General features: G+C 33.6%; 27 protein-coding genes. 7 read left to right on the top strand and 20 right to left on the bottom strand.

Annotated features, from left to right (window positions below; genetic code table 11):
* Window positions 1-19: 19 nt before the first annotated feature.
* The 5 genes from porL to ACZIYX_RS12440 all read right to left on the bottom strand — a co-directional run bounded on the left by porL (window position 20) and on the right by ACZIYX_RS12440 (window position 6,770).
* Window positions 20-649, bottom strand: a complete 630-nt coding sequence (gene porL / locus ACZIYX_RS12460; protein WP_462682575.1) for a type IX secretion system motor protein PorL/GldL — start codon at window positions 647-649, stop codon at window positions 20-22.
* Between the two features lie 78 nt (window positions 650-727).
* A complete protein-coding gene (gene porK / locus ACZIYX_RS12455; RefSeq protein WP_462682574.1) occupies window positions 728-2,101 on the bottom strand; it encodes a T9SS ring complex lipoprotein PorK/GldK in 1,374 nt (457 codons plus the stop codon).
* 110 nt (window positions 2,102-2,211) lie between these two features.
* The gene (locus tag ACZIYX_RS12450; protein ID WP_462682573.1) at window positions 2,212-3,375 is read right to left on the bottom strand and encodes a formimidoylglutamase; all 1,164 of its coding nucleotides are present in this window, start codon (window positions 3,373-3,375) and stop codon (window positions 2,212-2,214) included.
* 3 nt (window positions 3,376-3,378) lie between these two features.
* Entirely contained in the window at window positions 3,379-5,880 is a 2,502-nt protein-coding gene (gene topA, locus ACZIYX_RS12445) for a type I DNA topoisomerase (protein ID WP_462682572.1), read from the bottom strand.
* Between the two features lie 107 nt (window positions 5,881-5,987).
* On the bottom strand, window positions 5,988-6,770 hold the full coding sequence (locus ACZIYX_RS12440) for a hypothetical protein (RefSeq protein ID WP_462682571.1): 783 nt from the start codon (window positions 6,768-6,770) through the stop codon (window positions 5,988-5,990).
* Between the two features lie 149 nt (window positions 6,771-6,919).
* Here ACZIYX_RS12440 and miaB point away from each other — a divergent pair, with 149 nt between their 5' ends.
* From miaB to groL, 7 genes are all read left to right on the top strand, one after another.
* Complete coding sequence (gene miaB / locus ACZIYX_RS12435) at window positions 6,920-8,365, top strand: tRNA (N6-isopentenyl adenosine(37)-C2)-methylthiotransferase MiaB (RefSeq protein WP_462682570.1); 1,446 nt, start codon at window positions 6,920-6,922, stop codon at window positions 8,363-8,365.
* A 51-nt stretch (window positions 8,366-8,416) separates the two neighbouring features.
* Window positions 8,417-9,676 carry a sigma-54 interaction domain-containing protein gene (locus ACZIYX_RS12430; protein WP_462682569.1) on the top strand — a complete coding sequence of 420 codons (1,260 nt, stop codon included), beginning with the start codon at window positions 8,417-8,419 and terminating at the stop codon, window positions 9,674-9,676.
* Window positions 9,677-9,776: 100 nt separating this feature from the next.
* Window positions 9,777-10,283, top strand: a complete 507-nt coding sequence (locus ACZIYX_RS12425) for an LptE family protein (RefSeq protein ID WP_462682568.1) — start codon at window positions 9,777-9,779, stop codon at window positions 10,281-10,283.
* Window positions 10,284-10,340: 57 nt separating this feature from the next.
* Window positions 10,341-11,288 carry a hypothetical protein gene (locus tag ACZIYX_RS12420; protein WP_462682567.1) on the top strand — a complete coding sequence of 316 codons (948 nt, stop codon included), beginning with the start codon at window positions 10,341-10,343 and terminating at the stop codon, window positions 11,286-11,288.
* An 11-nt stretch (window positions 11,289-11,299) separates the two neighbouring features.
* A complete protein-coding gene (gene secG, locus ACZIYX_RS12415) occupies window positions 11,300-11,629 on the top strand; it encodes a preprotein translocase subunit SecG (RefSeq protein ID WP_462682566.1) in 330 nt (109 codons plus the stop codon).
* 152 nt (window positions 11,630-11,781) lie between these two features.
* Entirely contained in the window at window positions 11,782-12,057 is a 276-nt protein-coding gene (locus ACZIYX_RS12410; protein ID WP_034246939.1) for a co-chaperone GroES, read from the top strand.
* Window positions 12,058-12,191: 134 nt separating this feature from the next.
* Entirely contained in the window at window positions 12,192-13,826 is a 1,635-nt protein-coding gene (gene groL, locus ACZIYX_RS12405; protein ID WP_462682565.1) for a chaperonin GroEL, read from the top strand.
* Window positions 13,827-13,966: 140 nt separating this feature from the next.
* Here the strand turns inward: groL and ACZIYX_RS12400 are convergent, their stop codons facing one another.
* The 15 genes from ACZIYX_RS12400 to ACZIYX_RS12330 form a co-directional block, all read right to left on the bottom strand.
* Window positions 13,967-15,694, bottom strand: coding sequence for a hypothetical protein (locus tag ACZIYX_RS12400; RefSeq protein WP_462682564.1), 1,728 nt, complete (start codon window positions 15,692-15,694; stop codon window positions 13,967-13,969).
* Window positions 15,695-15,696: 2 nt separating this feature from the next.
* A complete protein-coding gene (locus ACZIYX_RS12395; protein WP_462682563.1) occupies window positions 15,697-16,080 on the bottom strand; it encodes a hypothetical protein in 384 nt (127 codons plus the stop codon).
* A 72-nt stretch (window positions 16,081-16,152) separates the two neighbouring features.
* On the bottom strand, window positions 16,153-16,830 hold the full coding sequence (locus ACZIYX_RS12390) for a PKD domain-containing protein (RefSeq protein ID WP_462682562.1): 678 nt from the start codon (window positions 16,828-16,830) through the stop codon (window positions 16,153-16,155).
* Window positions 16,818-18,080 carry a hypothetical protein gene (locus ACZIYX_RS12385; RefSeq protein ID WP_462682561.1) on the bottom strand — a complete coding sequence of 421 codons (1,263 nt, stop codon included), beginning with the start codon at window positions 18,078-18,080 and terminating at the stop codon, window positions 16,818-16,820. Before ACZIYX_RS12385 ends, ACZIYX_RS12390 begins: the two co-directional genes overlap by 13 nt.
* Window positions 18,081-18,259: 179 nt before the next feature.
* Window positions 18,260-19,048, bottom strand: coding sequence for a hypothetical protein (locus ACZIYX_RS12380; protein ID WP_462682560.1), 789 nt, complete (start codon window positions 19,046-19,048; stop codon window positions 18,260-18,262).
* Between the two features lie 9 nt (window positions 19,049-19,057).
* Window positions 19,058-20,050 carry a hypothetical protein gene (locus tag ACZIYX_RS12375; protein ID WP_462682559.1) on the bottom strand — a complete coding sequence of 331 codons (993 nt, stop codon included), beginning with the start codon at window positions 20,048-20,050 and terminating at the stop codon, window positions 19,058-19,060.
* A gap of 26 nt (window positions 20,051-20,076) precedes the next feature.
* Complete coding sequence (locus ACZIYX_RS12370) at window positions 20,077-20,451, bottom strand: hypothetical protein (protein ID WP_462682558.1); 375 nt, start codon at window positions 20,449-20,451, stop codon at window positions 20,077-20,079.
* Window positions 20,438-20,731, bottom strand: a complete 294-nt coding sequence (locus ACZIYX_RS12365) for a hypothetical protein (RefSeq protein ID WP_462682557.1) — start codon at window positions 20,729-20,731, stop codon at window positions 20,438-20,440. Before ACZIYX_RS12365 ends, ACZIYX_RS12370 begins: the two co-directional genes overlap by 14 nt.
* 4 nt (window positions 20,732-20,735) lie before the next feature.
* The gene (locus tag ACZIYX_RS12360) at window positions 20,736-20,984 is read right to left on the bottom strand and encodes a hypothetical protein (RefSeq protein WP_462682556.1); all 249 of its coding nucleotides are present in this window, start codon (window positions 20,982-20,984) and stop codon (window positions 20,736-20,738) included.
* Window positions 20,985-20,986: 2 nt separating this feature from the next.
* On the bottom strand, window positions 20,987-21,715 hold the full coding sequence (locus ACZIYX_RS12355; RefSeq protein ID WP_462682555.1) for a hypothetical protein: 729 nt from the start codon (window positions 21,713-21,715) through the stop codon (window positions 20,987-20,989).
* A 6-nt stretch (window positions 21,716-21,721) separates the two neighbouring features.
* Window positions 21,722-23,041, bottom strand: a complete 1,320-nt coding sequence (locus ACZIYX_RS12350) for a hypothetical protein (RefSeq protein ID WP_462682554.1) — start codon at window positions 23,039-23,041, stop codon at window positions 21,722-21,724.
* A complete protein-coding gene (locus ACZIYX_RS12345; RefSeq protein ID WP_462682553.1) occupies window positions 23,034-23,609 on the bottom strand; it encodes a DUF6046 domain-containing protein in 576 nt (191 codons plus the stop codon). The genes ACZIYX_RS12350 and ACZIYX_RS12345 overlap by 8 nt, the downstream gene beginning before the upstream one ends.
* A gap of 20 nt (window positions 23,610-23,629) precedes the next feature.
* On the bottom strand, window positions 23,630-24,109 hold the full coding sequence (locus ACZIYX_RS12340; RefSeq protein ID WP_462682552.1) for a hypothetical protein: 480 nt from the start codon (window positions 24,107-24,109) through the stop codon (window positions 23,630-23,632).
* Between the two features lie 10 nt (window positions 24,110-24,119).
* Complete coding sequence (locus ACZIYX_RS12335) at window positions 24,120-24,338, bottom strand: hypothetical protein (RefSeq protein ID WP_462682551.1); 219 nt, start codon at window positions 24,336-24,338, stop codon at window positions 24,120-24,122.
* A gap of 667 nt (window positions 24,339-25,005) precedes the next feature.
* A complete protein-coding gene (locus ACZIYX_RS12330) occupies window positions 25,006-25,371 on the bottom strand; it encodes a hypothetical protein (RefSeq protein ID WP_462682550.1) in 366 nt (121 codons plus the stop codon).
* Between the last annotated feature and the right edge of the window lie 77 nt (window positions 25,372-25,448).

Raw genomic sequence — 25,448 nt, 5'->3', positions numbered from 1 at the left:
TAATTAATTAATAAAAATGTTAACTTCTGCTCATTGCAGTTAACATACCACCATATACTCCATTAAGAGAAGAAAGGTTACTAGCAAGGTTTTCCATTTGATGTTTAAGCTTAGTTGCATTGTCTGCTATTGCCTGATTAGCTTCAGCCTGGCGTGCAGAAGACTCTAACTGTACTTTATACAAGCTATTTAAAGATTCCATTTGAGCAGCTGCTCTTGTAATTTCTTCACTATATTTTTGTTGCCCCTGAATAGAATCTATTGTTGGAGCAATACCTTTTGCAGCACCTTCAAAATTACGAATACTCTCACCAAGGCTGTTCATAAGATTAGAATCTAATCTAGCTTCTTTTAACATCTCGTCTAATTTTTTAGACAACAAACCTTCTGGAGTTGCTTCTTTTTCTTTTTTGTCTTTTTTATTTCCTCCTGCCAGTTCAGGATACACAAGAGACCAATCTAATTCGTTATCTACTGGTTCAAATGCAGAAACTGTAAATACCAATGCTTCTGTAATAAGACCAACAATAAGCATTTCATTACCTAATGGCCAGTGCATAATTTTAAAAAGTGCACCTAATATTACAACGGCTGCTCCCAGACCGTATACCATATTCATTAATTTCTTGCTTGCTTTTGAATTTGCCATAATAAATTTTGTTTTGTTTTTTAAATCAATAGTTTTAAAAAAAGGTTAGTAATTAAGTTTGATAGAAAATTTTGGGACTTATTTTTGATTCTGAGTATTAGCTTCTCCAGTCACGTCAGTACCCATATAGTCCTGAACGGTTCTAAATCCGATATAACTCCTCGCAGAATCAGCGTATTCATAATCTCTTGTGCTTACTTGTAGGAAATAAGCAACATCTTTCCAGGATCCACCACGTACGACTTTACGTTTATTTTCGTCATCATTGACATTTGGGTTCATTGATGAAACATATTCGTATGCTGCCGGATCATAGGACGACTGTACCCACTCAGAAACATTACCTGCCATGTTATATAGGTTATAATCATTTGGGTCAAACGTTTTGGCTTCTACAGTATATAAAAAGTTATCTGCTGCATAGTTTCCTCTAAGGGGTTTAAAGTTTGCTAAAAAACAGCCTCTATCATTTAATGCGTATGGACCACCCCATGGATACGTTGCTGATTCGAGGCCACCTCTGGCAGCGTATTCCCATTCTGCTTCTGTAGGCAGTCTGAAATAATTTACAAATTCTTTACCTTTTCTTTTTTGATAGGTGTTTTTTTCTATGGTTCTCCAACGACAAAAGGCTTTGGCTTGCTCCCAAGAAACCCCTACCACTGGATAATCATCGTAAGCACTATGCCAAAAATAGTCATTATGCATAGGCTCATTGTATGAGTAATTAAAATCCTTAATCCATACAGTTGTATCGGGATACACTTCAATTACTTCTTCTTTTACGAAATCTTTTCTTCCTCCTTTTTTTGCTCTAGCTGCTGCCTGAATATCCATCCATGTAAATCTAAATTGAAATTTACTTACATCCAGAGTTCTTCTTCCGTTATAGGATTCTTCTAATGGTATATACATAGTATCCATAACTTCTGCATAAAACTCATCCGGATAGTCTTCAACATTCCATTCGATATCTATATCTTTATTGAGTCTTCTACCTTCATAGCCAGTCTCTCCTGTGCCACTGTAGTTATCGTACATGTATTTTTCATAGACAGACATATTCTCGGTATCTGCATCTAAGAATGCATATTCTCCGATACCATCATCACCCGGGGTTTTACCCAGATCATCTGCCATTATTGCTAATCTCATTCTAACTACAGAATCACGAACCCAACTTACAAATTGTCGATACTCACTGTTTGTGATTTCAGTTTCGTCCATATAAAATGATCGAACAGTAACCATTCTTGTGGGAGCGTTTGCGATAGCTGCTTTGTCATCATCCGATTTACCCATAATGAACGATCCTCCGGGGATGAGAACCATACCATACGGTTTTTCGGGGTGCCATTTTTTTCCTTGTGCTCCAACCAGTTCTCCTCGGTTTCCTCCGCCACAACTGTAGAGCATTGCTAAAATAGCAAATAGTGATACAAATTTCTTCATAACGTGTTTTAGGTTAAGATCTTCTAGATTTAAGGACGTAAACCTATTTATTTATTTCCAGAAAAACAATTTTTTTCCAAAAAAAACCTTAAATCAGCCTAATAAAAATGTTAAACTTCGTTTTTTCGTTTTGCCTTATACCATCTTTCAGGTATTTCTTGATTACAAGCACGCTCATAATCGTTGTATGTGCATGGTAATAACGTATGTCTTTGCAATTTATTATTCCCAGATGAAATAAATGGTATTTCTATCCACCATCTTCCGGTCATTGCACTTTTGTAAAAAGATAATATTTCGTTTTCGACAGGAACATTATAGTGTAATGTGCTTTTTAATTCTCTTATATTAAGCTCATTAGACCTGTAGTTAACTCCTTCTATAAAGTACCATATAATTTGTGCTATTAATAATGTTGTTGTTGTTTCATTTTTAAAATTCTTAAATTCATAAATACCAAAACTTTTAACTTTATCGCTAATACCTGCATATCTGGAAATAGCGCATATTTCCCGACCGTCAAAACCATTAGGAGAAGAAACAAGCCCACTCAGACTTAAAGAATTTATAGCCCCTAAATCCAGAGATACAAGATCTGCATCCCTCATAATAGGTTCGGCTATAGTTATATCTGCTATAACCTCTCCCAAGCGATATGCATCAAAATATAGTTTTTCTATTAGATCAATTTCTTCTTGTGCATTAAAATATGTTTGATATCCTATATTACTATAGTTAAACAAATTATACGGTTGCTCAACTATAATTTTACTTACATAAGATATGTTTGTTATGGATTGAGAAGAGTTACCTAAATCAAATTTACTATCTATATTCACTAAATTGACCATGCGCTCCAAAACATCAAAAGATCTATATTGGGCATATACTAAATCCTGGCTACCTCCCAAAATAACAGGAATAATATCTTTTTTTAATAAACCAGACAGCACTTCGCGCACCAAATAATAGGTATCGCTAACTTCGTTTCCCGGTACAACATCTCCCAGATCTACTATATTTGTACTCCAATTACCCGGATAAAGTTCATATAGTGATTTGCGAATGTTATCAAAGTTTAATTCTTCTCCAGAAAAATTAACTTCATTTCTGTTTTCACGAATACCCAGAATAGCAATATTTGTTTTCTCTAAATCCGGAAATCCATCTTCTGTTGTATGGATTCTAATTTGTTTTCCCAATGTGTGCTCAGAAAGTGTTTCAGTATGAGCTACAACTAAATTACTAACGGGCACAAGAAATTCAAAAGACATATTTTATTTCTTTTTAGCAGTCTTCGCTATAGTTTTCTTTTTTGGTGCAGGTTTTTTCTTTGGTGCATTTTTTTCTATAAGGTCTTTTACATTATCCAAAGTCAATTTTGCTGCATCCACAGTCTTTGGTAATTCAATTTTAACTTTACCTTTTATAATATTACTACGCCCCCATCTTGCTTTCTCTACCCGAATCCCTTCGTCTTTCCAATTATGAATAACTTTATCTATATCCTTTTGTTTCTTTTCTTCGATAAGATGAATTATATCTTGATCAGAAAGATTATCAAAATCATATTTTTTATTCACATTAATGAATATTCCATTCCATTTAATAAAAGGTCCAAATCTCCCTGTCCCTTTTTGAACCGGAAGGTTTTCATACATATACACAGGGGCATCTGCTTTTTCTTTAGCATCTATCAACTCGATAGCCCTGTCTAAATTAGTGCTCAGAGGGTCTTCTCCTTTTTCTAAGGAGACAAACTTCTCTCCAAAACGCACATAAGGTCCAAATCTACCATTGTTTACCACTATAGTTTCTCCTTTATAAACTCCCAACTCTTTTGGCAGTTGAAAAAGATCCATTGCTTCTTCAAAAGTAATCCCACTTAATGTTTGACCCGGGGGCAAACTTGCGAACTTTGGTTTATCTTCATCCTCAACACTACCTATTTGAACCATGGGTCCAAATTTGCCTAATCGCACACTAACTACTTTACCTGTAGACGGGTCTTCGCCCAATACCCTTTCTCCTACTTCTCTTTCTGCATTTTGAGAAACATCTTCTACTCTTGGGTGAAATTCTTGATAAAACGCTCTCATTACATGAGTCCAATCCTCTTGTCCTTCGGCTATTTCGTCAAAATCCTGCTCTACTTTTGCTGTAAAATTATAATCCAGAATCGCAGCAAAATGGTTTACCAGAAAATCATTTACTACCATTCCCACATCTGTTGGGATCAATTTCCCCTTGTCACTACCTACTTTTTCAGATAGTTTTTTTTCTTTAACAGCCCCCCCAGAAAGGATCATCTGCGTGTATTTTCGCTCTTCTCCTTCTTTAGAGCCTTTTTCTACATAGTTTCTGTTTTGAATTGTGGAAATTGTAGGGGCATACGTTGATGGTCTTCCTATTCCTAATTCTTCTAATTTTTTAACCAACGCAGCTTCTGTATATCTACTAGGTGGTCTAGTAAATCTTTCTGTAGCAGAAATATAGCTGTTAAACAAGTTTTCCTGAACTTTCATTGCAGGAAGAATCCCTTCCTGTTCTTCATCTTCTTCGTCATTCCCTTCCAGATATACTTTCAAAAACCCTTCAAACTTTATTACTTCTCCATTGGCTGTAAATTGCTCTTTATGTGTATTGGCTTCTATTTTTACATTGGTTCTTTCTAATCTGGCATCACTCATTTGCGAAGCAATAGCTCGTTTCCAAATTAATTCATACAATCGTTGCTGATCGTGATCTACATCTACACTATGCATAGAAAAGTCTGTTGGTCGTATAGCTTCGTGAGCTTCCTGAGCTCCTTTGGTTTTACCTTTGTATTGCCTTGGCTCGCTATACTCTTGCCCATACGCAGAGTCTATTTCTGCTTTTGCGCCATTTTGAGCCTCTACAGATAGATTTACACTATCTGTTCTCATATATGTAATCAACCCTGCTTCGTATAACCGTTGTGCCATGGTCATTGTTTTACTAACAGAAAAATATAATTTTCTTGAAGCTTCTTGTTGCAGAGTAGAGGTTGTAAATGGTGGTGCTGGTGATTTTTTTGCTGGTTTTGTAGATAAATCTGCTACTTTAAAAGACGCTCCGAGGTTTTTCTGTAAAAATACCTGGGCTTCTTCTTTTGTGTTAAAATTCTTTGGCAGTTTAGCTTTAAAAAATTTACCTTCTTCATTAGAAAACTCTGCATCAATTCGATACGAAGCCTCTGCGCTAAAATCCAATATCTCCCGTTCTCTTTCTACTATTAATCGCACAGATACTGATTGCACTCTACCGGCAGACAATCCTCCTTTGACTTTTCGCCATAAAACCGGCGATAGCTCATACCCTACCAAACGATCCAAAACCCTTCTGGCTTGCTGCGCATTTACCAGATTATAATCTATACTGCGAGGATTTTCTATAGCTTTTAGGATTGCGTTTTTTGTAATTTCATGAAACACAATGCGTTTCGTTTTATTTTTATCCAATTTTAAGGTTTCTGCAAGATGCCATGCAATTGCCTCTCCTTCTCGATCCTCATCACTTGCCAACCAAACCATATCTGCCTTCTCAGAAAGATCTTTTAGTTTTTTAACAACATCTCTTTTATCTTTAGAAACAATATATTTAGGTTCAAAATTACCTTCAACATCTACTCCCAACTCTTTGGAAGGCAAATCAGCAATATGTCCAAAACTGGATGCTACTGTATATTCTTTTCCCAGGAATTTTTCTATAGTTTTTGCCTTAGCAGGCGACTCCACAATCACTAAATTCTTAGCCATAATCCTTTAATTTCTGACGACAAAAGTATATGAATTTTTTGATATCAAGATTCTTTATCAAAAAATTAGTTAAAAAAAAACCTGTCGATCAGCAGGATTTTTACTTTTTATTTTATTAATAATGTATTTTCATTTTCAAATCCTTCTTCTTCAAAACCTAATGAGTTCTTATACACAAAATATACTGGCAGCAATGTAAAAGAGGAGGTAAAAAACACTCCAATAAAACACATAATAAAACCCGTCATCATCGCTAATATAGAGGAAACCCAGACTAAACCAAAAACGAGCAGCCATTTTTTATTTCCTAATTTAAAACTTGCTTTTATTAAATCTGAAACATTCATTTCTGGATTAAAAGCAAACAAAACCCCTAACAATTGTAATGGCACAATTACATAAAAAACAGGAAAATAACATAGCCCTATAGCTAATAGTACTATTCCAAAAGTTGCTATAGAAAGAAGGAGCACTTTTTTTAAGTATTTCCCTTTGAGAAAAACAAAATACGAGGATGTCTCTGGAAGACCCAGATCTACCTGTCTGCATACCACATAAAAATGTGCTGTAATCCCAAATTGCACTGCTGACATCAGAATAGACACCCCAAAAACCAATAGTATAAACAAAATTAAAAGACCTATAGATAATCCTTCGCCCAGATATTCATTCAAATAACCATCCTCATATCCTGAAGATACTGCTGTTAAAGTAATAACAGGTATATACATTATAAAAATCAACGGAATCATAACTAAAAAAGAAATAAGCAGGTGCAAAAATCCCTGAAGCCATACTTTTTTAAAAAGTTCGATACTTTTGCTAAAAATATCTCCAAAATCTAAAGGTTTACAATTCCCTATCTTCGCAAAGAGTTTATCTGATGTCATATATCTTAGTATCTATATTTTTATTTAATTGGAAAAGAGATCAAATATAGATTTTTTGCAAAAATAAACCTCTGCCACTTTGTCATAAATCGTATTAAAAAGTATCTTTGCACATTATTTGACACCGATTGATAAGGAATTATTTTTTTATGGAGAAGATTATTGACGAAGATAAGCAAGGGCAACCCTTGGTTTTGGATCAAAACAAAAACAACCAACGTAAACTTTTTATTGAAAGTTATGGTTGTCAAATGAATTTTAGTGACAGTGAAATTGTTGCCTCAATTTTGGCTAAAGAAGGGTTTAATACCACCCAACATCTGGAAGATGCCGATTTGGTATTGGTAAACACTTGTTCTATTCGCGAAAAAGCAGAACAAACAGTTCGAAAACGATTAGAAAAATATAATGCTGTAAAAAAGATTAACCCAGGAATGAAGGTTGGGGTTCTGGGCTGTATGGCAGAAAGATTAAAAAGTAAATTTTTGGAAGAAGAAAAAATCGTAGATCTTGTTGTTGGTCCCGATGCTTATAAAGATTTACCAAATTTAATTGAAGAAGTAGATGCCGGGCGCAATGCTGTAAATGTAGTTCTTTCTAAAGAAGAAACTTATGGTGATATCTCCCCTATACGTCTGCAAAGCAATGGGGTGTCTGCTTTTGTATCTATAACCAGAGGATGCGATAACATGTGTACATTTTGTGTGGTTCCTTTTACCAGAGGAAGAGAGCGAAGCAGGGACCCGCAAAGCATCCTTGAAGAAATTGATGATTTGGTCAATCAAAACTTTAAAGAAATCACTTTACTGGGGCAAAATGTGGATAGCTATTTATGGTATGGTGGTGGTCTGAAAAAAGATTTTGAAAAAGCCAGCGATTTTCAAAAAGCTACAGCTATAAATTTTGCAAAACTTTTGGATATGACCGCAAAAAAACATCCTAAGTTACGCATCCGTTTTTCTACATCTAATCCACAAGATATGACTTTGGACGTTATAGAGGTTATGGCTAAACATAAAAACATCTGCAAACACATACACCTCCCTATTCAAAGTGGAAGTGACCGCATTTTAAAAGAAATGAATCGCTTACACACCAGACAGGAATATATCGAACTAGTAAACAACATAAAAAAAATAATTCCCGACTGCGCTATAACTCAGGATATGATTATTGGCTTTCCTACAGAAACCGAAGAGGATCATAAGGACACATTGTCCTTGTTGGAACATATAAAATACGAACATGGTTATATGTATGCTTATTCGGAAAGACCGGGGACACTTGCTGAACGCAAACTAGAAGACGATGTACCAGAGGAAACCAAAAAAAGAAGGCTTGACGAAGTCATACAACTACAGCGTAGCCATAGTGCATACAGGCACCAAAGCTATACAGGACAAACGTTTGAAGTACTAATCGAAAAAGAGTCTAAAAAATCAGACCAACACTGGAGTGGCAGGACCACAAAAAATATTGTAGCAATATTTCCGAAAGAAAATTATAAAATAGGAGATTTTGTAATGGTTCGTATAGATCAATGCACTAGCGCTACTTTACTTGGGAAGGCTATTGGGTATTCTGACAATAATTAGTCAAACATAAAGATTTAAAAATAAAAAAAACTAATACTAGTTTATTATAACATGGAATCAGTTCAAGCTACAAAACAAAGATTCGGAATCATAGGCAATGATCCTAAACTAAATCGTGCAGTAGAAAAGGCCATTCAGGTGGCACCTACTGATATTTCTGTTTTAGTTACTGGAGAAAGTGGTGTAGGTAAAGAAAGTATTCCTAAAATAATACACTCTTTATCGCATCGTAAACATGGTAAGTATATTGCTGTAAACTGTGGGGCTATCCCCGAAGGAACAATAGACAGTGAACTTTTTGGTCACGAAAAAGGAGCATTTACAGGGGCTACACAAACCAGAAGTGGTTATTTTGAAGTTGCCGACAAAGGAACTATATTTTTGGATGAGGTAGGAGAGCTCCCTCTTACTACCCAAGTTCGTCTTTTAAGGGTTTTAGAAAATGGAGAGTTCATAAAAGTAGGGTCTTCAAAAGTACAAAAAACAGATGTTCGAATTGTTGCTGCAACCAATGTAAATATGTTTGAAGCAATCAAAAAAGAAAAATTCAGAGAAGATCTGTATTATCGTCTTAGCACCGTAGAAATTCTTTTGCCACCTCTTAGAAATCGTAAAGAAGATATTCATTTGCTGTTCAGAAAGTTTGCTTCTGATTTTGCAACCAAATACAAAATGCCAACCATACGATTAAGTGATGAAGCAGTTATACTCTTGGAAAAATATCATTGGAGCGGTAATATCAGGCAATTACGCAACATTGCTGAGCAAATTTCAGTCCTTGAACAAAATAGAATCATAACAGCAGCTTCTCTTCATGGGTATCTGCCAAATATGGGCAATAATTTACCCGCAGTAATTTCTTCGGATAAAAAAGAAAGTAATTTTAGTAATGAAAGAGAAATTTTATACAAAGTGTTATTTGATATGAAAAGTGATCTTAATGATCTAAAAAAGCTTACTATGGAGTTGATGCAAAATGGAAACAACCAACAAGTACAAAAAGATAACGAAGGGTTAATTCAAAAAATTTACCAAGAAAAAGAAGAATTGCATTTTGAAAAACCGGTAAGAAAACCTACCTCTGAGGTGTTTGAAATCCAACCGCAAACCACTATACAAAGAGCTGAAGACGATAAATATCACTTTGCTGAAGAAATCGAGGAAGAAGAAACACTATCCCTTCATGACAAGGAACTAGAGTTAATCAAAAAATCTTTGGAACGTCACAGAGGTAAACGAAAAGCTGCTGCAGAAGAATTGGGAATCAGTGAGCGCACCTTGTACAGAAAAATAAAACAATATGACCTTTAATTATGACCTTTAATAAGGTTTTCAGGGTGTTATTTTACCCAAAAACCATTGGGCACTTTTTAAAAAAAACAGCTAATAACAAAGAAATTATAAAATACAAATGACCAAACTAAAATGTATTATTGTATTGATTTTAAGCATTCCTTTGCTTCAAGGATGTGGTGCATACTCTTTTAGCGGAATATCTATTTCGCCAGAAACAAAAACATTTCAGGTAAACTTTTTTCAAAACCAATCTCCAAGAATTTTTCCCGGAGCAGATCAAACTTTTACAAACCAATTACAGGATCTTATCTTAAACCAAACTAACCTTAGCCTAACAAATTCTGGAGGAGATATTGTTTATGAAGGAGAAATTGTACAGGATTATGTATCCCCCAATACTGCTACATCAGACAATACAGCAGCCCAAAACCGTTTGACCATCGCAGTAAACATGAGGTTTTATGACGCAAAAGATTCTAAACAAGATATGGAACAACGTTTTTCATTTTTCTTTGACTACCCGGCTTCTTCATCAGAAAATACGATAAGAGATGAGGCTATGCAGGTGATTTTTGAAAGAATTACACAAGACATATTTAATGCTACTTTGGCAAAGTGGTAAATTATTTTGACTGTTTTAGTTTAAATTCTTATAGCAAAAATATATAATTACAAATACTTGAATACCAAAGAGCTTACATACATATTACAGAACCCCGAACAATTAGATAAAGAAAAAGGACATGCTCTGGAAAAAATCATCAGAACATTTCCTTATTTTCAATCTGCAAGATCTTTATTTCTAAAATTCTTAAAATCTCAAGAAAGTTTCAGATACAATCAAGAATTAAAAATTACTGCGGCATATACCACTGACCGAAGTGTGTTATTTGACTTTATTACCTCGGATCTTTTTAAAGAAAACACACAAAATCAAAGTGCAAAAAAGAAACCTAGTTTTGAAATAGAAGTTATTGATCCTCAAGAAATAAAAGCATCACCCAGAATGACCATGGATGAAGCTATACGAATGAAAATAAAAGAAGCTGAGGATGTTCTTGACCCCGCACTATTTTTTGCACGAAAAGAAAATGAAATTTCCATAGATCCTGAAAAAGAACCCGGAATTTTAAAAACAGAAAGCAATTTTGAAGCTATTGAAGAGCAATCCCAAACTCCTGAAGATATACTACAGATAGACAAGCCTCTGGATTTTAATAAAAAAGAAACACACTCTTTTGCAGAATGGCTAAAACTTACCTCTTTAGATCCTATAAAAAGAGAACCTGATCAAAAAACAACGTCATCTGATTCTAAAAATGAAAAAAATACGTCTCAAAAATTTTTAGAACAAAAAGATAAATTTGATTTAATTGATGAGTTTATCGCAAGTAATCCTAAAATAAAACCTGTTGCCAAAAATGCCCCTACCCGCGATCTGACAAAAGAAAACATGGTGCCAACAGACGAATTAATGACAGAAACTCTGGCTCGGGTTTATCTAACTCAAAAAAATTATAAAAAGGCAATTCAAGCATACAATATATTAATTTTGAAAAATCCCGAAAAAAGTGGTTTCTTTGCAGACCAAATTCGAGCAATAAAAAAAATACAAGAAAATAAATAATAATATAACCAATGACAACTTTCTCAATTTTCCTGATACTTATCGTTATTGTATCTTTCTTACTGGTAGTAGTAATTATGGTACAAAATCCTAAGGGAGGTGGATTATCCTCTTCTTTTGGCGGCGGTGGGACACAACAATTAGGTGGTGTTAAAAAAACTACCGATTTTTTAGACAAAAGCACATGGACTCTAGCTACCCTGTTATTAGTTTTGATTCTATTATCGAATGTTGATTTAATGGGAGGAAATTCTATTCCAGAATCAAAAGTAAATACTGAAGATATTCAGGTAGAAGCTCCTGTAACTCCTCCTGCGACAAAAGAAGATGACAAAGAATAACTTCTTATAAAAAATTAAAATAATTCAAATGCCGACTTGTCATAAAGCCGGCATTTTTTATTTCAATTTGTCAGTATCCATTTACTGGCATAATTTCTGAAATAATATGCTTTGAAGATTTCATTTTAATTTTATAATAAAAACTAATCATAATGGGAGTAAACATTAAACCTCTTTCAGATCGTGTAGTCGTAGAGCCATTACCGGCAGAGACACAAACAGCATCAGGATTGTTCATTCCTGATTCAGCTCAGGAAAAACAGCAAAAAGGCAAAGTAGCTGCTGTAGGTAGCGGCAAAAAAGATCATGACATGACTGTTAAAGTTGGAGACACTGTACTTTATGGTAAATATGCCGGTACGGAGTTAAAATTAGATGGGAAAGATTATCTAATCATGCGTGAGGATGATATCCTAGCTATCGTATAAGGAAACCTATCAATTAAAAATCAAAAAAACAAATCTAGTATTATATTACCCTACAAACTCCAATAAATATTTTTGGAATCTGAGGTAATAAAATTAGAGATTTAATTTTTAAAAAAATTAAAAACAAATCAATTATGGCAAAAGACATAAAATTTGACATAGAGGCAAGAGATGGTATCAAACGCGGTGTTGATGCATTAGCTAACGCAGTAAAAGTAACTTTAGGGCCCAAAGGTCGTAACGTAATTATTAGTAAATCTTTTGGTGCTCCTACTGTGACCAAAGACGGGGTTTCTGTAGCTAAAGAAATAGAGCTAGAAGATCCTTTAGAAAATATGGGGGCTCAAATGGTAAAAGAAGTAGCCTCTAAAACCAATGATTTGGCTGGTGATGGTACTACCACAGCAACTGTATTGGCACAAGCGATAGTAAAAGAAGGACTTAAAAATGTAGCTGCAGGAGCTAATCCTATGGATCTGAAACGTGGTATCGATAAGGCTGTTGAAGCCATTACTGCAGATCTTGAAAAACAAGCTCAAGAGGTAGGAGACTCTTCTGATAAAATCAAACAAGTTGCTGCTATTTCTGCCAATAATGATGAAACTATTGGAGATCTTATTGCTCAGGCTTTCGGAAAAGTTGGTAAAGAAGGGGTTATCACAGTAGAGGAAGCTAAAGGTACAGATACTACTGTAGATATTGTAGAAGGGATGCAATTTGACAGAGGATATCTTTCTCCGTATTTTGTGACCAATAGTGAAAAAATGACAGCAGATCTTGAAAATCCATATATCTTATTATATGATAAAAAGATTTCTGCTATGAAAGATTTACTTCCTGTTTTAGAGCCTGTTGCCCAAACCGGAAAACCTCTTTTAATCATTGCTGAGGATGTAGATGGTGAAGCATTAGCTACATTGGTAGTAAACAAACTACGTGGTGCATTAAAAATTGCAGCTGTAAAAGCTCCTGGTTTTGGAGACCGACGTAAAGCTATGCTAGAAGATATAGCTATCTTAACAGGTGGTACTGTAATCTCTGAAGAACGTGGTTTTACCTTAGAAAATGCGACTATAGAACATTTGGGTACTGCAGAAAAAGTAGCAATTGACAAAGATAATACTACCGTAGTAAATGGTGCTGGTGGAGAAGATTTAATCAAAAATAGAGTAAATCAAATTAAAGCTCAGATTGAAACTACTACTTCTGATTATGATAAAGAAAAACTACAGGAGCGTTTAGCTAAACTAGCTGGTGGGGTTGCTGTATTATATGTAGGTGCTGCTTCTGAAGTAGAAATGAAAGAGAAAAAGGATCGTGTAGATGATGCACTTCATGCAACTCGTGCTGCTGTTGAAGAAGGTATTGTTGCTGGTGGTGGTGTAGCTCTGGTTAGAGCTAAATCTGTATTAGACAATGTAAAAACCGAAAACGCAGATGAGGCTACAGGGGTACAAATCGTTAATCGTGCAATCGAATCCCCTCTTAGAACTATTGTTGAAAATGCAGGAGGAGAAGGATCTGTAGTAATTGCTAAAGTATTAGAAGGAAAAGACAACTTTGGTTATGATGCAAAATCTGAAACTTATGTAGACATGCTTAAAGCAGGTATCATCGATCCTAAAAAAGTAACTCGTATTGCTTTAGAAAATGCTGCTTCTGTAGCAGGAATGATCCTTACTACCGAGTGCGCTTTAATAGACATAAAAGAAGAATCTGCCGGAGGTGGAATGCCACCAATGGGCGGAGGTATGCCAGGAATGATGTAGCCGCCTAGCGACAGTGAAATTATTTAGCAAGTTTATGAATATAAATTTGTTAAAAATCTAAAACCATCTCGAATCATCGAGATGGTTTTTTTAAATTACACACTTCCTTACTTAGTGCCCTTAATTTAAAAAAATGTTACCTACCTTATTCTTTCAATAAATGTAGTAACATTATCTCTACGAAAAGAAACATTATTATTGTCTCCATTTGTATTTGTTGTATCTGCATACGTTTTTATAATCTTGACCATTACAAAAATATTTGCATCTGCAGCATTAAGTATTTTGGTATTAGTTGTATCCCTTAAAAAAAATTCAGTAGTAATTTTTGTTTCTACCCCAAAAAGATTTTCAATTTTCATAAAACTAAACACTTGTCCCGATGGAAACAATTGTGTTTCTATAAATGTAGATTCGTCAATTATACCGTTAATAGTTAAATCTTCATAAGCAATTATTAAAACAGAATCTACAGGATTCTCCCCGGTAGCAGCAGTAGTAAAAACACCATTATTGATTTTCATTCTATATTCATACCGTACAGATGTTGGGTTTTGTGTTCCTGTTGTTGCATTAAAAAAAGTACTATACTTTCCTGCTACAGTTAATCTATTTGCTCCAGCATTATTAAACGCACCAATTATCCCGTTTCCACCATCATACGATATTTCTTGTGTTATTAAAGCTGACAAATTTAATTGCGGATTAATATTGTAGCTGTACACTTTAATATTTACAAAATTTTGTAAAGCTAGCTTTTCTACTTCATTATTTGAATTAATCATCAATACATGATCATTAAAACTTCCATTAGTAAGACCTGTTAACTTTATTTTTACGAAGGTTACTAGTTTTGAAACCAGATCCCCTATTATCGTATTCCCAATATTTAATACATTATTTATACCATGACCCCCAATATTTATATTAGCTCCTATAACAATATTGTTGCTTCCACTTCCATCACCAGAAACTGTATTTCCTCCTACATAAACATTATTATCTCCAAGAACCCTATTTGTAGCTGCTTTAGAGCCAATTATAACATTATTATTTGAGTTATTATTTCCATTTGTTCCTAATCCTGAGAATGCAGCCTGACCTACAATGACATTATCATTACCTACACCATCCAGTATAGTTTCTTTGCCCACTACAACATTTCTAGCCCCTCTGGTTTCTCCTGTTGAATCCGGGACTTCTTTAGTTCCTAACAAAACATTAGAATTATCAGATTGTGCATCACTCAAATCATCTATTTGCAAAGTAGCTGATGATAGAATTTCTACATTGCCATTTTGATCCGGAGTATTTCCATTAACAGATGTTACAAAATTGCCTGAAACATCTTTAACACTTTCTCTTGTCACAGAAAAAAAATAGCTTTTAAAATTAAATAGAGAAAGATTAGTCGTGATTTTATAAAAAATTATAGAGCCTTGTTCAAAAGTTGGGTTTTCATTTTTGTCACAGTAAAAGCTTCCTCTTGAATTCTGAAACTCATCATTATTCATAATCTGACCAAAAATTCCTTTAGGATCTAGTCTAGAATTTCTTTTACTCCTATCTATTCCAAAAAAATACTCTCCTTTTGTATTTTTTGAAACCAAATAAGCATTAGGGTTAAAATAAAGATTAGCTCCAGAAAAATCATCTTTTAATTGATCGGTATATATAAATGTGCTATATGTTACAAATTGGCGAATTGCATTTGTTTTTCCTTCCAGATTATAGTAACTGCTCTGAAGTTTTAAAAACTTTTCAGAACTATCTTCGTAAATAGGAAGGATATCATTTTGCTCTATTTGTCTTCCTCCTATACCAATAATACCTTTTCCTCCTTTAATCAAAAATCGTCTTTTTGCCATAATTAACTTTCTAGAAATTCTTTATAATCGTATTCAAAAACTACTATTTCGTCTTCTGCAATAATGATAGGAGGGTCCATACTATTTATCCTTTGCACCAAATCAAAAGGAGCTTCATCTCCTTGTACAAAACCACTTATTTCTCCCAGATTCACAACTCTTATTTTATTATCCTGTACCGTATTATTTACTGGTTTTTCAATCTTTATGGATGTACCATCAGATAAGGTAATTATTTGATTTCCTTTATCATCTTTTTCTACATTGGTGATAAAAACCCCTTCATCCAGATGTACTAAACTATCAATAAGATCTGAAAATTGGGATTCTGTAGGCTTATCTCCTGTCTCGAAATAAGATTTTAATATGGGTTTTGATTTTTTCATCTGTTTTTAGATTAAAAAATTTTTATTACATGTGTATGACTATTCTTTTATAAAGAAAACTTCATTTGCTACTTACTGTTCTTTTGGATCTTCATTTTTTACTGTTATTTTTACTGTATCTGTTGCTTCTGCACCCAGATCATTAGTAACTGATAATGTAAACTCATAAACTCCTTTTTTTAAACCTGTAACTGTTGTAGATAAGTTATTGGGATTTGCTATTTGTGCTGATCCTCCTTTTGTTTTGGTCCACTGTACAGATTGTATATTTTCATTCTCTGGTTCTATAGTACCATTAAGGTTACTCTCATTATTAGGTAATGTGATTGTACGGGTTCTACCTGCATTTACTTTTAATATAGATTCTTTTTTTGTCTCAGAATCCTCTTTATGTACAGATTTATATTCTTTTTTAAGAGTATTAAACTGCTTCCTTAATTCTGTCACATCTTCATCTAACTCTTCTGCTAGTTTGATATCAATCAGTAAAGATTTCAGCCTTTTTTTTATAGAATCTTTTATTGGGATTTTCTGGGTTTCAATAAAAAAATTATTTGACACCTCTTGTATTTTCTCTCTATCATTTTCTTTTATAAATTTTTCGTCTAAACCAAGTAATAAATCCGGATTCTCTACATTCGCTTTTACCATCTTGGTTCCTTCGGGCAAAAGCGTATTATCAATTTCATCGCTATGATACCCAATAACAATTCCATTTTCTATTTGAAAATATGATTCTATTTTCTCCATATTGCTAAATAATTTATCCAAGAGTCACCTCCGTTTTCTGAATTCTGCGCTATTACTACAATTCTATCACTCCTACGGGTATACCTACAGTATAACAAATCATTTCCATCAACATCCCCACTATACTGAATCCACATAATACTAGGTATAAATGCCATAAGATTGCTCATTCTATACCCAAAAGGAGGAAATATATGAGCATAATTTCTATTAAAGTCATTAAAGCCTTGTTGACTTCTACTTGTTGTTCTTACACTACCATAAGTATATCGTAAATTAGAAGATATGTACCCTCTTAAAGTACCTGGGGTTACAATTCTTGTTCTATCAAAAGTAGTATTCACTTCATTTTGTGTCGCAATCTCTGCCTTACCCTTTACGCTCTCTGTAGCATCAGGTGTAATAACACTTTCTCCTATAACCCCCTTACTCACATTTCCATTTCTATCTATAAAAAGAGGGACATTTTCTCTATTTTGAATCTGTTGAACACTTGGGAAATTTAGATTCCCAAAAATTGTGGTTTTATCCCAGTCGTTTGAATAGTTTAGGTTTAAAGTATCCCCGCCATCTACCAGAGCTCTTCCTATAGGTCTATCTGGGTATATTTGTCCTCTACGTCCTGAATAACCTAAATTAAAATCTGCCGACCTTACTATAGCACTAAACGATTCATTAGTATCCAATTTACTAATCTGGTTGGAACCTAAATCCAAATCTCCTGTCATCGGTTTAGAGCCATCTCTTGGCAAATAGTTTTCTTTGACGGTATTAATTTCTGATGAATTATTAGAAATACCTGCTGTCAATTCTAAAATAGAATCAAGAGGTATAAAATCTGATACCAAAAACTCCCCACCTGTTGTAACAAGTTCTCCTATGAGCTCTTCATATACTTTTTTGGGTTGTCCATCTGCGTATTCTAAATCCCCATCATCTCCAGCTCTAAGATCTCTAATTCGTATTCTGGAACCACCACCATTATGCTTTAACCGCAATAATTGTGGTTTAGAAATTTGCATTTCTGATCCATCTAAAGGATTGATAACCGTGATATCAAAAGGAGCTATTATCCATCCATCGTCTGTATCATTAGTAGCCGTTTTGATTAAGTATTTTCCTGTAGGACTTACTCCCCATAAAGCAAAAAGAGCCTCTAACATATCTACAGAGTATGCTTTCTGAATTTGTATTAGTGTTTCTTGCTCCAGAGGAAAACCTCCTTTATATCCAAATAAAACTCTTTTCATCTGTTTATTTTATTATTTTTTTAATTGTCAGATGGAATTCGCCAATAATCATTTCGGTAGGTACAACCTAGTTATTATGGCTCATTTCATGTGTTCATTTTATTATATACCATACGACCCACATATATAAGTAGTCAGGTTAAATTATTTAATAGCTTTATCATTTATATCCATCTCTACTAGAGTGGTTTTTGTATGCTCAACAATTTTCGTCCTTGTTTTTCTTTTCGTTGTTTTTGCAAAGGTGCTGGATTTGCAAAATCATATTTTCTGGTTTCATAACTTTTTGCTGCTAGCTTATAATACTTTACCACTTTATGGAATTTTGGTGTCTGTATTTTTACAGCATCAGGATGATCGCTGTAAGGATGTTTGCCTGCAGCTACTAACATATTGCTTAGTTCTTCTATTTGCTCTAGTTGTTCTTGTTCTGTGATGTTACCATTTTCAAATTCATTTCTAATACAGGATAGCACACTATCGTATTTTTCTTTAGGCAATAATAAATCACTTGGTATATTAATCCTGAAATTAAAATACTGAGTGCTTTGGAAATCCAAATCCCCAGATAAGTATAAAAAATAATTAAAATCTTTATCTACTTCTCCGCTATTTGTATATACATCGATTGCTTCTTGTTTTTCTATTACAATTTCCTGGTGCGTATATAAATACTGGACTTCAGGTCGATGCGCATCTTCTATAAAAATTAGCCCTTGATCTGCTTTATTTTGTGTATATCTATTAGGTCTGTATTTTCTACCTGGGTTGAATAGTTCATTTAACACTTTCTCCAAATATACTACCTGCCCATTGTGTTGCATTTTATATAACGTATCGTCGTACAAATTTTTAAGAGGAGTTAACAATACATTTAACCAAACTACCTGTTTTGACTTTCTAAGTATAGGAGGTAATATCATTAACAGCATCCTAGACCAATCGACTTGTGTATATTTTCTTAACATTTTATTTTCTTAAATATCAAAACTAGCATCGGTTTGAAGGTTATATGGCTTATATTGTATCCTTATAAAACTTGTATCTATATCAAAATACCCAGACGATGGAACAAAAAAGGGATATTCTTTTTTGTTATCTTTATCATCCAGTATTACTATTCTATCTTTACTATTTATAGTGGTATTTTCGCCATCTAACATATCTTGTTGTTTGTAATTAACAATTACTTTTCTTAAAATAGGTAAGTTTACTCCTTCTGCTTTTTGAATATGATCTATCAAGAAAGTGGGAACAAAAGATCCGTTAAACTCTAAAGTTGTTATGTACTCTTTTATAGCAGTCTCCACAGGTGTGTCTGATAAATTTCTAATTAGTTTTCCTGTATTTTCCCCTTCTGTATATAGTACTAACGGGTCTACATACACATCTACATCGATAAGTACAGCGTCTCCTATAGTAGATAGTACTTTTATCTGTGTTCCTGCATCTTTGATTTCATTCATATATGCTCTAAAAGCTTTGCGTTCTGCTTTTAAAAGAGGTACTATTTTATCTCCATCTTGTTTCGCTACTTTCATAAAAATGATACCTACCTGATTATAATAAAATTCACTTATTAGATCAGATAGGGTTTCGGGATCTGTTTCTTCTCCGCTTTCCAAGTCTTCATACAAACGCTCAGATACTGCACAATGCTTAATAATTTTTTTACTTTCTGCATCACTAATATTGCCTAAATCGAATTGAAAATACCCATCTTTCCATACCAGATCTGCTCCATGTACATAGTTTAGAGCTTGCTCTCTATACCAACTAAGAGTGTGTGGTCTGGATAACAATGCATTTTTGTCTACTATTTTTTCATGTATCCATACAGCGGTAGAAACAATATAGATCCATAAACGCCAAATACTGGTTTTAGAGCTACTGTTCAATTCTGCTAACTCTGTATATTTTTCTTTTTCTACAAAGATTTCCTGTTGTATTTCTGCAATCGTGCGCGCCATCTTTATGAGTTATTTATAATCGCTATTTATCTTTGAGGCTTAGGATACAATATTTGTTCTAAGCAAGTTTTTGGTTCAGCTTCTGGGTCTTTGTATACAATAAAATCGTATTCAATTTCCATACAGCCTATCCCTTCACAATTTCTTTTATCTTTAAACAGGTCAATTTCCTTGTCGGTTACTCCTGTAGCAGGTTTTATATTTCTGGATACATAAAACTCTACAATATCTTTTTTTACAGGAGGGCTTTTTACTACGACATCTTCGTATACAGATAATTCCTGATGTCCTGTATGGATCTGATTGTCATCCATAAGTTGAAACAATCCTTCTATACTACCATACTCTTGTAAGGATATATCCAAGATATTTTGATTTTCTTGTGGTTTAATAGCTCCCATCGATATGAATATTTTCTAAATTGTTTACATCTAAATCCTTTACCTGAAAATTATCATACTCTAATTGGTTATTGATTTCATTTTCTAATCTTAATCTGGATATTATCTCTGGGCTTTTTAGGTAATCTGTTATCCCTACTCCAAGAATTGGGTATTCTTTAAAACTTCCTTTATGGGATAACAACAGAAGTTCTATATTTTGCTGATCGGTATCTCCTATTGCAAAATCACCGTTTTTGATACTCAAATCCATGTTTTTATCTAATTTAAAATCTTCCATAAGATTAACTTATTATGGTGGAATTGGATACAACAGGAGCCCCATTATTTCCTGTACCAGTGGATGTTACTTTCATATTTGTTTTTATATGATTTACTACCGCTGTTGCTATTGCTGATGCCATCGTATCTATATAGTTGTTAATTGTATTTTGTGCATCTGTATTGTTATCAGGAGGATTTCCTCCTATATTCACATTGTTTTTTAAGGCAACTTTAATATCATTTGCTAAAGAATTTGCTTTTAAAGGCATACTTATTCTAGTATTTGATTAATCTTATTATTTATCGCAACGAGTGCTCCTACATCAGGGCTTACTCCTTGAGCTACTACTATTTTTGATATTTCTGTTATCAAATCATTTAGTTGATTTTTTAAATTGTTCTCACCAACCTTTAACACAAACTTATCTCCCATCTCAAAATTCAATCCTTTACCTTCGTGTTTAAATACGATCGATTCTTTTTGTAGTACTGCTTGGTACCCTGCTCCTTCATCAAAATCAATTTTAACTGTATCTGATGAATAGTTCACACTTGAAACACCTTTATAGATTGGCGGTGTATTGGTAGCCGTATTACCTACAGATTCTAACCTTTTAAATGATAATTTCGCAGCATTTCCATCCGATTGCATTTGAAAATAAGTATCATCGTCATTCTTTATACGTAAAAATATTTTATCTATTTCAGAATATTGAGAAATGAAGGCTCTGGTTTCTGTAGTTTCAATAATTGATATCAATACCCAGCTCCCTTCTTTGGGTATACAAATTAACCCTTGCTCTTTATCTTGTATAGAAGCTTTAAGTCTTACATTATTAATCTTGGCTCCATCTGCTCTAATTACATCTACGGTATACGCTTCTTCAGCCTCGTGTAAAGAGCTGTCTCCTTCTATATTAACCCGAATTACTTTTGCTGCACAAGTCTGTATTTTATGACCTTCATTCGCTATTTTTTTTATGACTTGTGAAATTTCCATATTCGATTACTCTGCTTTCTGTTTTGAAACTTGTCTTCCTAAACTAATGGTTTGGCGATATCCCCCCAGCCCATAACTACGTTGCACTTCTTCTACCTGAAAGACTCCATTTTTTTCGATATCTTCAGAATTTTCCAAAAAAACCCGGTCTGTTGGCCTCATAAAAGGTTCTCCAAAAGTCACAAAAGTTCCTGTAAGTCCGGTTTGTTTTAAACCTGCTAATCGCAAACTGGCAAAAGAACTTAAAGCTGCTTCTGCCTCTTGAACCTCCTTTTTATATGCAATTTCATCTTCTACTGGTAAAGATTTACTATCCTCATGTAGTATATATTTTTTTACTAACTCCCCATCTGGATCTCCTACTTCAACATAAATAGGGGTATTAGAATTTATAAAGTATTTTTCGGCACGTACCCTTATTTTATGAACACTTTCTTCTTTTACTTTTAAATTATCTTGTATGATGTTGTAATGAAACCTGAACCTTCCTTCTCCTAAAAAAGAATCGCTTTTAAAAAAGTTAATCACATCCCGTACTCCCAATACAGAAAGTGCTTTTTTTAAAAGTGTTTTTGGTAATGGTATTTTTTGTGTCTGAATCTTATATTTATCCATAACTTTTTCTATATCCTCTGCTTCGTATACTAATGGATTGTTGGTTATATGCAATACACTAGTATCTTCTTCTAACTTAAAGTAGGAGTGGATATCATACTCTTCTTTGAGCATATTTAAAAACTGAACAATGTTATGGTTTCGATTAATGATCAGGGTATCTATTTTTTCTTCTAAAATCTCTACTGCAAAAGGTACATCTAGTTCTTGTAGTCGATTTCTAACAAATTCTATTGCATTCTCTACACGTTCAGACGGGTTATTGGAAATAGGGTTTTTAGGGTCTTCTTCTACATCTGCGGTTGCATCTGCTACTATTTTATGTTTTTTTAAGAAATACATAAAATCCTCGCACTCGATACAAACCGGCGCATCTCCTTTTACGGCCTTAATATATCCTCTAAAAGCTGGTTTATAATTACCATCATACCCAAGAAAAATTTCTATATAATGATCTTGTTTAAAAAACTCGTAAATGCTACGCTGCTTTAAATCTATTGGCAATCTGCGGGAAATCTCTATTCCTAATGCATTATTTAACGGGTTAATTACTAACGTTTTGGGCATTTTAACTACCGCAGTATCTGTAAAATGTTTATGAGAAGAGGTAATCACAACATCTTTTACATGCGAAAACTGAAAAACGTCTCCTACAGGCTTTAATGCCGTATCGGTTTCATAAATTTTGATCTTACAGTTAAGATTAAACATTATCTCTTATAATTAATTCTATAGGCTCATCTGATGTTGCCTGTAAAGAAAATTTTTGAATATTTTTTACTCCATCTATAGATGGGATACTATAGTTATCGATCACAATCTCATATACTCCCAAGCGATTAAGTATAGCATGGGTAATCCTTAGGGAATATGGGGCGTTCAAAAATTGTTTGAGTAAGAACAATTTTCCTTTTGGGTAGTCTTTTGTAAACTCATCATTAGCGATAAGACCATTGATTGATATGCTAAAATCTCCATTAGAGATATGTTCTTTTACGGTGTGATCCCTGCCTTCGATCGCAGTTTTTACTATATTTTTAGATCTGCTTGCAGAAATATTCACGGCATCTATACGCAAAAAAGGAAGAACCAGGTTTTTCTTGATTACAGGTTCAAAAATCAAGGGAGCAAATACCGGAAGGTTAAATTCTCCTCCTTTTTTATCTATAATAAAATCTTTAAATTCTGTAATCCCAAGATCTGCTACTTCCTGAATAGCATAATCTACCAATCCTTCATATTGATCCAGTGCCTTGGTAAGATTAATGTTAAAACCCATTTTTTATACTTTTTTTCAAATTACACTGTACTGTTGGCAAATGTTCTTACCAAAATAGTAGCAAGCGTTACTTCGAGTTGTTTGTTTTTATGTTCTTGTAGCCACAAGGCTTCTGATACCAGTTTATAAAACTCATCTATTGGCAGATCGTATGGATCTATATGAAAATAGTGCCGTACCAAAGCAGCAGACTTTTTAATTTCATCTTTACCTGTTTGACTACTAATAGTATGTGTTTTATCGATTGTTGATTGTCGTATTAGAGATTTTCCTGCCGACAACACAAACTCATCTTCATACTCCTTTTGTTCTAATACACATTGATAAAAAAGATATTCTAACGCCTCATATACATTACCTTCTTCTTTCATTACCGTATAGCGATCCATTATAGATAATGTTGGCTTTTTAAAATAGGCGATTTCCTCATCAGATTGTACTTTGATGACATCTTTATATTGTTGTTTCCAATGCTTTATTTGTGATGCTACCTCATCCATACATTTACATTTATAAAGAGATATCTTTTCTTGCTTTATCTAATTCTTCCCGAACAGATCCTTGCTGTGCTCTTCCAGATTCACTATTAACAATTATATTCCCTATGGTTATTGTAGGTACAGTATGATTTTTATTAGTCAAAACACTACCTATACCTGTGGTATCGGGTATTGGCGGGTTTTCATTAAGTCCCTGACTTTGTTCTGAGTTTGTAGCTCTTAAATTCATACTCCTGTTTTGATTTGTTCCTATCTACTATGTATAAAAATAGAAAACTTGATACAGGAATATTTGACCTATACAAAGGCTTTTCTGTGTTTGCAGTAAGTTTTTTGTAAATAAAAAAAACTCAGAGTATTACTAATGCTTTTTTATTGCATTGAAAACCTGAATTTTTGTATAAATTTTTGGATTAAAGTCTTTTTAGGCGTTCGAGCGGGCTATACGCTATATCTTTTTATTTGTAATCGACTGTACTCTATACAAAATATGCTACCAGTAACAAATAAAAAGGATGTCGCTTCTATCCCTAACGCAAATACTAGATAGGATTACTAACAGAATTATAAAATACACAGTGGATAGAAACAAAACAACAATACATTGGATCCCAGCCTACGCTCCATGTCATTAAGCAAAAAATTTAAACTATTGATTTAAAACATGTTAATTATAGATTCCGGCCTACGCCGGAATGACAAAATATCCAAAATACAATACTTTCTGCTTGTCATTTCAGCACTTTGACTTAGCTCAGTACAAACTAAAGGCTACAATCCATAGTAGAAGTAAAGAAGTATTTTGCTTTTACAGATGTTTAATCCTTAAAATGATACAGCTTAACTTAATGACATTGATCCTACGTTGAAACAAAAGAAGAAACTATTACTATCCTCTACGGCAACCCGGGATAATTGGCTACAGGCTGAATTTTGATATCCGGAAAACTTTCTGTAAAATATACTTTTAGATCTTCGCCAAATTCTACGATTTGCCACTCTCCACATTGATCTGCAAAATTTTCTACAAACTGTACTTTTAAATCCGGAAAACTATTAACGATCTGTACTTTTATATCGGCATCATATATATCTTCTACCAAACGTATCTTGCCATATAATTTTTTATTATTAAAATAACAGGAATCGAGTTTTTGTAAATCAGCGTTTTTTTTGGAGGTTCTATATTGTGTATCAAAATCCTTATAAGATGTAAAAGAAAATGATAGTATATATATAAGAATGATTGTTAGCGTTTTCATCTTGGTTATTTTTAAAAGATAGTATCAATAATCTTGCCTGAAATTGGTTACACTCCTCTATTATTGTTTAAAGAAAA

The organism is Aquimarina sp. (genome assembly GCF_977115655.1).
The sequence above is the reverse complement of the archived record's forward strand: the minus strand, read 5'-3'. Positions and strand labels throughout refer to the sequence as shown.